Origin of the sequence: Bradyrhizobium centrosematis, assembly GCF_045571495.1 — a bacterium.
GTDB classification, from domain to species: domain Bacteria; phylum Pseudomonadota; class Alphaproteobacteria; order Rhizobiales; family Xanthobacteraceae; genus Bradyrhizobium; species Bradyrhizobium centrosematis.
Genome location: NZ_CP120703.1, coordinates 3,440,840 through 3,452,727 on the forward strand (window position 1 = coordinate 3,440,840; position 11,888 = coordinate 3,452,727).

The window sequence follows — 11,888 nt, forward strand, 5'->3', positions numbered from 1 at the left end:
GACAAGGGCAGGCGGATGCTCAAGGAGTTCCGCGAGTTCGCCATGAAGGGCAACGTCGTCGATCTCGCGGTCGGCGTCATCATCGGCGCGGCCTTCGGCGCCATCGTCACGTCGCTGGTCGGTGACATCATCATGCCGATCATCGGCGCCGTCACCGGCGGCCTCGACTTCTCGAACTACTTCATCCCCTTGTCGAAGGCGGTTACCGCCACCAACTTAGCGGATGCGAAAAAGCAAGGCGCCGTCCTTGCTTACGGCAGCTTCCTGACGCTGACGATCAACTTCATCATCGTCGCCTTCGTGTTGTTCCTGGTGATCCGTGCCATGAACACCCTGAAGCGCAAGGAGGAGGCGGCACCCGCCGCCCCGCCGAAGCCGTCGGCCGAGGTCGAGCTGCTGACCGAGATTCGCGACCTCCTCAAGAAGTGACGCGCGCGCTTCAACCGAACTGTTAGCTTTGCTGCGCATCTCGATCAGGTTTGTCTCTCATGGCCGATAAAAACGAACGCCCCATCAAGGTCATGGCGGAAAACCGCAAGGCCCGCTTCAACTATGCGATCGAGGATACGATCGAGGCCGGCATTGCGCTCACCGGCACGGAGGTGAAGTCGATCCGCAACGGCAAGAGCACGATCGCGGAATCCTACGCCGATTCCAAGAACGGCGAGATCTGGCTGATCAACGCCACCATTCCCGAATATCTGCAGGGCAACCGCTTCAATCACGAGCCCAAGCGGCCGCGAAAGCTGCTGCTGCATCGCCGCCAGATCAACAAGCTGATGGGCGCGGTCGACCGCGAGGGCATGACGCTGATCCCGCTCAAGCTCTATTTCAATGAGCGTGGTCGCGCCAAATTGCAGCTGGCGGTTGCGAAGGGCAAGAAGTTGCACGACAAGCGCGAGAGCGAGAAGAAGCGGGATTGGAGCCGCGAGAAGGGCCGCCTGATGCGGGCGAGAGGCTGACGAGATGATCCAACGGAACCTGCTCGAGGTCGATTGGAGCCAGATTCCCGCACCCGTCGACGACGGTGCAGCCGCGCATCTTACCGGCACGATGTTGCCGCCGATCGGCCTGCTCGCGACCAACGACACCTCGGTGACCCTGTCGGCGCTGCGCGGCCGGACCGTGGTGTTCGCCTATCCGCGAACGGGCGAGCCCGGCAAGATCGCGCTGGTGGACGATTGGGACATGATCCCGGGGGCACGCGGTTGCACGCCGCAGACCTGTGCGTTTCGCGACCTGTTCGCCGAGCTGAAGGCCGCCGGCGCCTCGCACGTGTTCGGCCTCTCGAGCCAAAGCAACGACTACCAGACCGAGATGGCCTCACGCCTGCATCTGCCGTTCCCGGTGCTGTCGGACGAGAAGCTGGCCCTCACGCGCGCGCTGAAGCTGCCGACCATGGAGGTCGCGGGCCTGACGCTGATCAAGCGCCTGGCGCTGATCATCGACGAGGCCCGCATCACGCATGTGTTCTATCCGGTGTTTCCGCCCGACCGGAACGCCGGCGACGTGCTGGACTGGCTCAAGGCCAATCCGGCCAAAAGCTGAACCTCTCCCGCTGAGGCGAGGCGAACCCAGATCACCGGCTAACCGGCCCGCATCGGGCGTCTAAGCAGGATGAGTTTTGGTTGAATCGATGTGGGCTCAAGGCTCGATTCAACCTCTCCCCGTCGGGGAGAGGTGAATCTCGGACAGGCCGCCGAATTTCATCATGCTCTAATCGAGATCCGCCTTCACCTTCGCGAACACCGACCGGAACATGTCCGGGGTCAGCACGCCGGTATTCGTGTTGTAGCGCGAGCAGTGATAGCTGTCGTAGAGCTTGAACGGGCCGGCCTGGTGCACGGCGCCGTGGCCGAAGGGGGCCTCGGAGGCCTTCAGCTTCAGCGGCTTGAGCACGCTATCGTGCGCAATTCGCCCGAGTGCGATGATCGCGCGCAGGTTCGGCATCGTCTCGAGATTGGCGACGAGAAACTGCCGGCAGGTGTTGATCTCGACCGGCAGCGGCTTGTTCTGCGGCGGCACGCAATGCACGGCATTGGCGATCCGGCAGTCGATCAGCTCCAACCCGTCATCAGGACGCGCCTGATAGGTGCCTCTGGCAAATCCGTATTCCAGCAGCGTGGCGTAGAGCAGGTCGCCGGCATAGTCGCCGGTGAACGGCCGCCCCGTGCGGTTGGCTCCCTGCATCCCCGGCGCGAGGCCGACGATCAGAAGGCGCGCCTTGATGTCACCGAAGGGAGCGACCGGCGCGTTGTGCCACAAGGGCTCGCGCGCGCGATTTGCCGCGCGAAAGGCAACCAGGCGCGGACAGAGCGGACAATCACGGTCGGGAACGACGGTGGGAGGCTGGCGGCTTGACCGAGCCGCCTCACTCCTCGAAGTCGTCATCGCCCCTCGGCGCCATCGTGGTTGCGCGCTGGAGGAACTGCGGGGCGTGGTGGCGGGCCTCGCGCTCGCCACGGTCGCGCGGGGCGGGGCGCTCGGACGGATCGCGACCGAGCTTGGACTGCAGCTCGACGAGGTCGGTGAAGACGTCAGCCTGGCGGCGCAGCTCGTCGGCGATCATCGGCGGCTGGCTGGCGATGGTGGAGATCACCGTGACCCGCACGCCGCGGCGCTGCACGGCCTCGACCAGGGAGCGGAAATCGCCGTCACCGGAGAACAGCACCATCTGGTCGATGTGCTCGGCGAGCTCCATCGCGTCCACGGCGAGCTCGATATCCATGTTGCCCTTGACCTTGCGGCGGCCGGAGGCGTCGATGAATTCCTTGGTCGCCTTGGTGACGACGGTGTAGCCATTGTAGTCCAGCCAATCGATCAGCGGGCGGATCGAGGAGTATTCCTGATCCTCGATGATCGCGGTGTAGTAGAACGCCCGCAGCAGCGTCCCGCGGCCCTGAAACTCCTTCAGCAGGCGCTTGTAGTCGATGTCGAAGCCCAGGGTCTTCGCGGTCGCGTAGAGATTGGCCCCATCGATGAAGAGCGCTATCTTGTTGGTAGGAGAAGGTGACATTCAGTTTGCTCGCGTAGTGTTCGTGATTGATCGTTTATTGTTGGCGCGGCGACAGCAGGCCGCGCATTTCTTAGAGTGCCGCTAAGACCCGTCGAAACCGCAAGTCCGGAGAAGTCGGGGCAATCAAGGTATAGTTATGGCGGACTTGCATACACCCGGCACTGCCCTCGATGGCAGCCCGGGAAATCACCCATCCCAGCCCTAATGTGGGGGTAGCAGAGCCGTTTGGCGAGGCCAAATCACAAATTGGCCTTGCGAAATCGGCCCGGTCCCTATAACTAGCCCCAATCATCCACATATTTCGTCTCACCCACAACGGAGCGACAGTCCATGGCTCGCGTCACCGTAGAAGATTGTATCGACAAGGTCGACAACCGGTTTGACCTGGTCCTGCTGGCCGCCCACCGTGCCCGCATGATTTCGTCCGGTTCACAACTAACGGTTGACCGCGATAACGACAAGAACCCTGTTGTGTCTTTGCGTGAAATTGCCGAGACGACCATTTCGCCGGAGGACCTCCGGGAGGAGCTGGTGCACTCGCTCCAGAAATTCGTCGAGGTCGACGAGCCCGAGCCGGATACGGTGCCGCTGATCGGTTCCGCGGGTGCGAGCGTCGATGCCGACGACACCGAAGTCGCGGTCGAGCGCATGACGGAAGAGGAGCTCCTGAAGGGTCTCGAAGGCCTCGCGCCGCCCGAGGAGCAGCCCGAGGAAGACGAGTAAATCGTCAGTCGCGATCGTCGATTTCTTGTGATCTTATTCAAAGGCCCGAACCGTCGTTCGGGCCTTTGCTTTTGTTGACGTTTTCGTGGTTACCATAGCGTGGTCGATTGGCGATCTGTCCTGTCACCGAATTGATCGGACACCAACGCGATCGGAGCTAAGATGTATACAACGGGCCGGCTCGGGTCCGTTTGAAGGCAGGAAGGCATGGCATATCGGCGTCGCAGCCCCTCGCAGATGCAGGCCGCAACCGAATCGGTTGCCGTGGCCCCGACTGCGCCGGTCGCGCGCCCGGCCAAGCCCCGCGCGCGGATGATGCGTCAATATGACCTTGTCGAGCGCGTCCGGTCCTACAATCCCAACACCAACGAAGACCTGCTGAACCGCGCCTATGTCTACGCCATGAAGGCGCATGGCTCGCAGACCCGCGCCTCGGGCGATCCGTATTTCTCGCACCCGCTCGAAGTGGCGGCGATTCTCACCGACCTGAAGCTGGACGACGCCACCATCGTGGCCGCGCTGCTGCACGACACGATCGAGGACACCGAGGCGACGCGTGCCGAGATCGACCAGATCTTCGGGCCGGAGATCGGCGCGCTGGTCGAGGGCCTGACCAAGCTGAAGCGGCTCGAGCTGGTCTCGCGGGAGGCCAAGCAGGCGGAGAACCTGCGCAAATTGTTGCTGGCCATTGCTGACGATGTCCGCGTGCTCCTGGTCAAGCTGGCCGACCGCCTGCACAACATGCGAACGCTCGACTTCGTCCCGACGGAATCGCGCCGGCGCATCGCCGAGGAGACGCTCGATATCTATGCGCCGCTCGCCGGGCGCATGGGCATGCAGGAGATGCGCGAGGAGCTGGAGGATCTGTCCTTTCGCACCCTCGATCCCGAAGCCTATTCGGTGGTGATGCAGCGCCTCGACGCGCTCGCCGAACGCAACCGCAATCTGATCGGCGAGATCGAGGACCAGCTGTCCAACAATCTGCGCCACCGGGGCCTGGGGGCGCGGGTCTATGGCCGCCGCAAGAAGCCGTTCTCGATCTGGACCAAGATGGAGCGCAAGTCGGTCGGCTTCGAGCAATTGTCCGACATCTTCGGCTTCCGCCTCGTCGTCAGCGACATCGAGGCCTGCTATCGCGCGCTCGGCATCGTCCACACCACCTGGCCGGTGGTGCCGGGGCGCTTCAAGGACTACATTTCGACGCCGAAGCAGAACGACTACCGCTCGATCCACACCACGGTGATCGGCCCCGGCAACCAGCGCGTCGAGCTGCAGATCCGCACCGAGGCGATGGATCAGATCGCCGAGCGCGGCATCGCTGCGCACGTCTTCTACAAGGAAGGCTTGGGCTCGCCGACCGAATTCCTCAAGCGCGAATCCAACGCGTTCGCCTGGCTGCGCCACACCATCGGGATCCTCTCGGAGAGCTCCAACCCGGAGGAATTTCTCGAGCATACCAAGCTCGAGCTGTTCCACGACCAGGTGTTCTGCTTCACCCCGAAGGGCAAGCTGATCGCGCTGCCGCGCCATGCCAACGTGATCGACTTCGCCTATGCTGTGCATACCGACGTCGGCAACAGCGCGGTCGGCTGCAAGATCAATGGCCAGTTCGCGCCGCTGTCCTCGGAGCTGCAGAACGGTGACGAGGTCGAGGTGCTGACCTCGGAAGCGCAATCGGCACCGCCCTCGGCCTGGGAAACGCTGGCCGTCACCGGCAAGGCGCGCGCCGCGATCCGCCGCGCCACGCGGACCGCCGTGCGCGATCAATATGCCGGTCTTGGCCGGCGCATCGTGGAGCGCCTGTTCGAGCGCGCCAAGATCGAATATGCCGACGACAAGCTCAAGGGCGCGCTGCCGCGGCTTGCGCGCACCTCGATCGAGGACGTGATGGCGGCTGTCGGGCGCGGCGAGATCAAGGCCTCGCACGTCGCACGCGCGATGTATCCCGACTACAAGGAGGAACGCATCGCGCGCTACGGCGTCAAGAAGGGGCTTGCCGCCAAGCTCAAGGAGAAGTCGTCGGAGTCGCCGCGCAGCCCGGTCGCCATTCCGATCCGCGGCATCAATTCCGACCTGCCGATCAAGTTCGCGCCGAATGGCGGCGCCGTGCCGGGCGACCGCATCGTCGGCATCGTCACGCCGGGCGAGGGCATCACAATCTACCCGATCCAGGCGCCGGCGCTGAAGGATTTCGAGGAGGAGCCCGAGCGCTGGCTCGACGTCCGCTGGGACATCGAGGACTCCGCACCGCAGCGCTTCCCGGCCCGCATCAAGGTCGAGAACGTCAACGAGCCCGGCGCGCTGGCGCAGATCGCAACCGTGATCGCCGAGCACGACGGCAATATCGACAACATCAGCATGCAGCGCCGCTCACCCGACTTCACGGAGACGACGATCGACCTCGAAGTCTACGATCTGAAGCACCTCAGCGCGATCCTGGCCCAGCTGCGTGCGAAGGCGGTCGTCGCCAAGGTCGAACGTGTTAATGGATAGGTGCATCTCGCATGCGCCGGTTCCTCTGATTTCGCGAGTCCTGAAATGCCCGCTTCGAAGCTTCGCCTCGGCGTCAATATCGATCACGTCGCAACCGTGCGTAACGCGCGCGGCGGCCGCCATCCCGATCCGGTGCGCGCCGCGCTGCTGGCGATCGAGGCCGGCGCCGACGGCATCACCGCGCATTTGCGCGAGGACCGCCGGCACATCCGCGACGAGGACATGGCGCGGCTGAAGGCCGAGATCTCCAAGCCGCTCAATTTCGAGATGGCGGCGACCGACGACATGATGCGCATCTCGCTCGCCACCAAGCCGCATGCGGTGTGCCTGGTGCCGGAGCGCCGGCAGGAGGTCACCACCGAAGGCGGGCTGGATGTGGTCGGCCAGCACAATGCGCTCGCGCCCTATATCGCGCGGCTGAGCGATGCCGGCATTCGGGTCTCCCTGTTCATCGCCGCCGATCCCGCCCAGATCGAGACGGCGGCGCGGCTGCGGGCGCCCGTCATCGAGATCCACACCGGCGCCTGGTGTGATGCGGTGGTCGACGGCCATGCCGACAAGGCCGAGGCCGAGTGGAAGCGGATCGTTGCCGGCGCGAAGCTGGCGACGGCGGCCGGGCTCGAGGTCCATGCCGGGCACGGGCTCGACTATGCGACCGCGGAGACGATCGCGGCGCTGCCCGAGATCATGGAGCTCAACATCGGTTACTACATGATCGGCGAAGCGCTGTTCGTCGGGCTGGCCGAGACGGTGCGGAGCATGCGCGCGGCCATGGACCGTGGCCGGAGCCGGGCATGATCATCGGCATCGGCTCCGACCTGATCGACATCACCCGCGTCGCCAAGGTGATCGAGCGCCACGGCGAGCGTTTCCTCGACCGCATCTTCACCGCGGCCGAGCGGGCCAAGGCGGAGCGGCGCGCCAAGAACGAGAAGATGGTGGTGGCAACCTACGCCAAGCGCTTCGCAGCCAAGGAGGCCTGCTCGAAGGCGCTCGGCACCGGGATCCGGCGCGGCGTCTGGTGGCGCGACATGGGGGTCGTCAACCTGCCGGGCGGGCGGCCGACCATGCAGCTGACCGGCGGCGCGCTGGCCCGGCTCCAGGCCCTGACGCCGGAAGGGTTCGAGGCGCGGATCGACCTGTCGATCACCGACGACTGGCCGCTGGCGCAGGCCTTCGTCATCATTTCCGCCGTCCCGCTGCCGAAACCCTGACACGGCTTCGGTCGTTTTATGATTTCATTGATAAATCAATATCTTACTGAGTTTTGATGCGATCCTTGATTGCGTGACCTCCGACAACCGTCTAAAAGTCCGCGGACGCAAATCAGCCTGGGCGAATTCGGCTTTACGCCGGAATTGGCCCTCACTATCAGAATCAGGACAATCTCCTTGCGCCGCGAACCGGTGGGCCGTTCGCGGGAGGAGGGCGCTCTGTGATCGCCGGCCGGAATTGAGAGAGCAATGAGCGTGACTTCAGGAACGAAAACTGAGAGCGGCGTCGGCGAAACGATCCGGGTTGTGATCCACGCTCTCCTGATCGCGCTGGTGATCCGCACGTTCCTGTTCCAGCCCTTCAACATCCCGTCCGGCTCGATGAAGGCGACGCTGCTGGTCGGCGACTATCTGTTCGTCTCGAAATATTCCTACGGCTATAGCCACTATTCGATCCCGTTCTCGCCGCCGCTGTTCTCCGGGCGGATCTGGGGCTCGGACCCGCAACGCGGCGACATCGTCGTGTTTCGCCTGCCGAAGGACGATTCCACCGATTACATCAAGCGGGTGATCGGCCTTCCCGGCGACCGGATCCAGATGCGGGACGGGCTGCTCTATATCAACGACACGCCGGTCGAACGGCAGCGGATGAGCGAGTATGTCGGCGAGGAGCCCTGCGGCTCGGAAGGTGGCGGCATCTCCCGGGTGAAGCGCTGGAAGGAAACGCTGCCGAATGGCGTGTCCTATGAGACGCTCGATTGTGCCGACAACGGCTACGTGGACAACACCAACGTCTATACCGTCCCGCCCGGCCATTTCTTCATGATGGGCGACAACCGCGACAACTCCACCGATAGCCGCTTCCTCGGCCAGGTCGGCTATGTGCCGCAGGAAAATCTGATCGGCCGCGCCCAGATGATCTTCTTCTCCATCGCCGAAGGTGAGCACGCCTGGATGTTCTGGCGCTGGCCGTGGGCGGTGCGCTGGAATCGGTTCTTCAAAATCGTCCGATGAAAGACGAAGCCAAGGACATCGCGATCCAACCGACCGAGGCGCAAGCCGCTCCCGAGAGCGAAGCTGCAGCGAAAGCGCCTGCCAAGAAGAAGCGGGCGCGGAGCAGCAAGGCCAAAGGCACGAATGCCAATGCGGCGCTCGAGGCGCGCATCGGCCATGGCTTCACGGACCCGAACCTGCTGATGCAGGCCATCACGCATGTCTCGGCGCTGAAGTCGGGGCGCAAGCGCGGCGACAGCTACCAGCGGCTGGAATTCCTCGGCGACCACGTGCTCGGGCTCGTCGTCTCCGACATGCTCTATCACGCCTTCCCGAACGCCGATGAGGGCGAGCTCTCCAAGCGTCTTGCCGAGCTCGTGCGCAAGGAAAGCTGCGCGGACGTTGCCAAGTCGCTCGGCCTGCTCGACGACATCAAGCTCGGTTCGGTCGGCTCCAGCGCCGACGCCCGCCTGCGCAAATCGATCCTCGGCGACATCTGCGAGGCCGTGATCGGCGCCATCTACCTCGACGGGGGCCATGCCGCGGCGGCCGAATTCGTCAAGCGCAACTGGACCGAGCGCATGCATAAGCCGAGGCGTCCGTTGCGCGATCCCAAGACCGTGCTGCAGGAATGGGCGCAAGGAAAGGGGCTGCCGACCCCGGTCTACCGCGAGGTCGAGCGCACCGGCCCCCATCACGATCCGCAATTCCGCGTCGCCGTCGACCTGCCGGGCCTCGCGCCGGCCGAAGGCGTTGGCGGCAGTAAGCGCGCGGCGGAGAAGGTGGCAGCTTCGGTGATGATCGAACGTGAAGGCGTCGGCGGCGGCAATGACGGCTGAAGCAAGCGGCGAGACGCCCACCGCGACGCGCTGCGGTTTCGTTGCGCTGATCGGCGCGCCGAACGTCGGCAAGTCCACGCTGGTCAATGCGCTGGTCGGCGCCAAGGTCACGATCGTCTCGCGCAAGGTGCAGACCACGCGCGCGCTGATCCGCGGCATCGTGATCGAGAACAACGCGCAAATCATCCTGGTCGACACGCCCGGCATCTTCCTGCCGAAGCGGCGGCTCGACCGCGCCATGGTCTCGACCGCCTGGAGCGGGGCGCATGATGCCGATCTCGTCTGCGTGCTGCTCGATGCCAAGACCGGAATCGACGAGGAGGCCGAGGCGATCCTCGCCAAGGCCGCCAGCGTCAATCACGACAAGATCCTGGTCATCAACAAGGTGGACCTGGTTCAGCGCGAGAAGCTCCTGGCGCTGGCGCAGGCCGCCAACGAGCGCATGAAGTTCGCACGGACCTTCATGATCTCGGCGATCTCGGGCGACGGCGTCGACGACATCCGCAGGACGCTTGCCGAAATGGTGCCACCCGGCCCGTACCTTTACCCCGAGGACCAGATGTCGGACGCGCCGATGCGGCAGCTGGCGGCCGAGATCACGCGCGAGAAGATCTATCAGAAGCTGCACCAGGAGCTGCCCTACCAGTCCACGGTCGAGACCGACAAGTGGGAGGAGCGCAAGGACAAGTCGGTGCGGATCGAGCAGACGATCTTCGTCGAGCGCGAAAGCCAGCGCAAGATCGTGCTCGGCAAGGGCGGCGCCACCATCAAGTCGATCGGGGCGGACTCGCGGAAAGAACTGATGCAGATCCTGGACGTGCCGGTGCACCTGTTCCTGTTCGTCAAGGTGCGCGAGAATTGGGGTGACGATCCCGATCGCTACCGCGAGATGGGTCTCGACTTCCCCAAGGAATAATCAAGAAACGATCGGTATCCGATGAGCGTGCCCAGCAACGTCCGGCGCTTCGAAGCGCTGCTCTATGCATCGTTGATGCTGGACGCCCTGTCCGTTGCGGTGCAGGACCGCACGCCGAATGCCGAGGTGACCGAGCAGATGATCATGACGGCGACATTGCTCGCCGGCGGCATGATCCTGCTGCTGGTCTATTTCGTCTGGCTGGCTGCACATTGGCGCAAGAGCTGGCCGCGCTTTGTGCTGGCGGCAGCCCTCGTGCTGTCGGTGATCTCGCTCGGCCAGATCATCGGGGAGAAGGGCCTGGAGCTCGACAGCGCCATCGAGATCGTCTCATGCGCGCTGACCACGATGGGCCTCTATTTCTCCTTCACCGGCGACGCGCGAGGTTGGTTCAACGCGTGAGGCAATTTTGACTCGTCATTCCGGGGCGATGCGCAGCATCGAACCCGGAACCTCGAGATTCCGGGTTCGCCTCTTCGAGGCGCCCCGGAATGACCGGAAACGGCACTGCGCTCCTCACTGATATCCTGTAGTATTCCCTCATGGAATGGACCGACGAAGGCATCGTGCTGGGCGTCCGGCGGCATGGCGAATCCAGCGCCATTGTCGAGCTGTTGACGCGCGCGCATGGCCGGCATCTCGGCCTGGTGCGCGGTGGCGCCAGTTCGCGGATGCGGCCCCTGCTGCAGCCCGGCAACAGCGTTAGCGCGGTGTGGCGGGCGCGGCTTGACGAGCATCTCGGCACCTATGCCATCGAAGGCCTGAAGCTGCGCGCGGCGACACTGCTGGGCTCCTCCCATGGCGTCTACGGCGTCACCCATCTCGCCTCGATTGCGCGCCTGCTGCCGGAGCGAGATCCGCACGAGGAGATTTTCGCGCTGCTCGAACATGCGCTCGACGATTTCGACGACATCGGCGGTGCCGCCGTGCACCTGATCCATTTCGAGCTGGCGATGCTCGCCGAACTCGGCTTCGGCCTGGCGCTGGAGAATTGCGCGGTGACCGGCGAGACCACGGACCTGATCTATGTCTCGCCGAAATCCGGCGGCGCGGTGTCGCGCGGGGCAGGCGAGCCGTGGCGTGACCGCCTGTTGCGCCTGCCGCCATTCCTGCGGCATGGCGAAGCCGCAACCGATCTCACCGAGCAGGATCTCCAGGACGGCTTTCGGCTGACCGGCCTGTTCCTGCTGCGCCATGTGCTGGAGCCGCGCGGGCAGGCCCATTCCGACGCAAGGGCCGGCTTCATCAACGCCTTGATGCGACAGCAGGCGAGGGCGGCCCTTCCGTCGCCATGACGTAGCTGCGCCTCTGCGTTGCCTGAGGACATGGAGTTCCCTGGAACGAAATCCGTCCGGGCGGAATTGGCTCGCAGGTTCCACAAGGGGGACAGCCAAATGTTGATCAGGGGATTCGCCTTGTCCGCGGCGCTGCTCACGCTCGCGCCCGATGCAATGGCTGGCGAGCCGCAACCCGGCGTTTTTCGCCGGGCATCCTGCACCGTCGTGCGGTACTATGTGGCCAAATATTCCGCTGCGGCCGCAGAGGCATGGGCGCGGTCCCACGGCGCGACCGACGCCGAGATCGAGACGGCTCGCCGTTGTGTGACCAATGCGCCGGCGCCTGCCCAACCGCCTGGTCCGGCCCAGACCCAGACCGTGACAGCCGGCTGGGCCGGCCACTAGCCGCCCACAGGG

15 protein-coding genes are annotated in these 11,888 nt (G+C 64.5%); 13 read left to right on the top strand and 2 right to left on the bottom strand.

Features of this window, described 5'->3' with window-relative positions; genetic code table 11:
- Positions 1-15 precede the first annotated feature (15 nt).
- Genes mscL through P6U31_RS16660 form a run of 3 tightly spaced genes read left to right on the top strand, consistent with a single transcriptional unit; the run spans position 16 to position 1,548 of the window.
- A complete protein-coding gene (gene mscL / locus P6U31_RS16650; RefSeq protein WP_407189862.1) occupies positions 16-429 on the top strand; it encodes a large conductance mechanosensitive channel protein MscL in 414 nt (137 codons plus the stop codon).
- Between the two features lie 59 nt (positions 430-488).
- Positions 489-962: an SsrA-binding protein SmpB gene (gene smpB / locus P6U31_RS16655; protein WP_024341117.1), complete on the top strand. Its 474-nt coding sequence runs from the start codon at positions 489-491 to the stop codon at positions 960-962.
- Between the two features lie 4 nt (positions 963-966).
- A complete protein-coding gene (locus P6U31_RS16660) occupies positions 967-1,548 on the top strand; it encodes a peroxiredoxin (RefSeq protein WP_407189461.1) in 582 nt (193 codons plus the stop codon).
- Between the two features lie 168 nt (positions 1,549-1,716).
- Here the strand turns inward: P6U31_RS16660 and P6U31_RS16665 are convergent, their stop codons facing one another.
- On the bottom strand, positions 1,717-2,391 hold the full coding sequence (locus P6U31_RS16665) for a uracil-DNA glycosylase (protein WP_407189462.1): 675 nt from the start codon (positions 2,389-2,391) through the stop codon (positions 1,717-1,719).
- A complete protein-coding gene (locus P6U31_RS16670; protein WP_028135957.1) occupies positions 2,372-3,016 on the bottom strand; it encodes an NYN domain-containing protein in 645 nt (214 codons plus the stop codon). The genes P6U31_RS16665 and P6U31_RS16670 overlap by 20 nt, the downstream gene beginning before the upstream one ends.
- Before the next feature lie 330 nt (positions 3,017-3,346).
- On the opposite strand from P6U31_RS16670, the gene rpoZ reads away from it, so the two are divergent.
- The 10 genes from rpoZ to P6U31_RS16720 all read left to right on the top strand — a co-directional run bounded on the left by rpoZ (position 3,347) and on the right by P6U31_RS16720 (position 11,876).
- A complete protein-coding gene (rpoZ, locus tag P6U31_RS16675; protein ID WP_007603391.1) occupies positions 3,347-3,739 on the top strand; it encodes a DNA-directed RNA polymerase subunit omega in 393 nt (130 codons plus the stop codon).
- 207 nt (positions 3,740-3,946) lie between these two features.
- The gene (locus P6U31_RS16680; RefSeq protein ID WP_407189463.1) at positions 3,947-6,232 is read left to right on the top strand and encodes a RelA/SpoT family protein; all 2,286 of its coding nucleotides are present in this window, start codon (positions 3,947-3,949) and stop codon (positions 6,230-6,232) included.
- A gap of 45 nt (positions 6,233-6,277) precedes the next feature.
- The gene (locus P6U31_RS16685) at positions 6,278-7,030 is read left to right on the top strand and encodes a pyridoxine 5'-phosphate synthase (protein ID WP_407189464.1); all 753 of its coding nucleotides are present in this window, start codon (positions 6,278-6,280) and stop codon (positions 7,028-7,030) included.
- Positions 7,027-7,446: a holo-ACP synthase gene (gene acpS / locus P6U31_RS16690; RefSeq protein ID WP_100177557.1), complete on the top strand. Its 420-nt coding sequence runs from the start codon at positions 7,027-7,029 to the stop codon at positions 7,444-7,446. Before P6U31_RS16685 ends, acpS begins: the two co-directional genes overlap by 4 nt.
- 249 nt (positions 7,447-7,695) lie before the next feature.
- Complete coding sequence (gene lepB, locus P6U31_RS16695; RefSeq protein ID WP_407189465.1) at positions 7,696-8,460, top strand: signal peptidase I; 765 nt, start codon at positions 7,696-7,698, stop codon at positions 8,458-8,460.
- Positions 8,457-9,278, top strand: a complete 822-nt coding sequence (gene rnc, locus P6U31_RS16700; RefSeq protein ID WP_407189466.1) for a ribonuclease III — start codon at positions 8,457-8,459, stop codon at positions 9,276-9,278. Before lepB ends, rnc begins: the two co-directional genes overlap by 4 nt.
- Positions 9,268-10,194, top strand: coding sequence for a GTPase Era (gene era / locus P6U31_RS16705; protein WP_128926112.1), 927 nt, complete (start codon positions 9,268-9,270; stop codon positions 10,192-10,194). Before rnc ends, era begins: the two co-directional genes overlap by 11 nt.
- A gap of 21 nt (positions 10,195-10,215) precedes the next feature.
- The gene (locus P6U31_RS16710; RefSeq protein ID WP_407189467.1) at positions 10,216-10,596 is read left to right on the top strand and encodes a hypothetical protein; all 381 of its coding nucleotides are present in this window, start codon (positions 10,216-10,218) and stop codon (positions 10,594-10,596) included.
- Between the two features lie 140 nt (positions 10,597-10,736).
- The gene (recO, locus tag P6U31_RS16715) at positions 10,737-11,489 is read left to right on the top strand and encodes a DNA repair protein RecO (RefSeq protein WP_407189468.1); all 753 of its coding nucleotides are present in this window, start codon (positions 10,737-10,739) and stop codon (positions 11,487-11,489) included.
- 99 nt (positions 11,490-11,588) lie between these two features.
- Positions 11,589-11,876: a hypothetical protein gene (locus P6U31_RS16720; RefSeq protein WP_407189469.1), complete on the top strand. Its 288-nt coding sequence runs from the start codon at positions 11,589-11,591 to the stop codon at positions 11,874-11,876.
- The last annotated feature ends 12 nt before the right edge of the window (positions 11,877-11,888 follow it).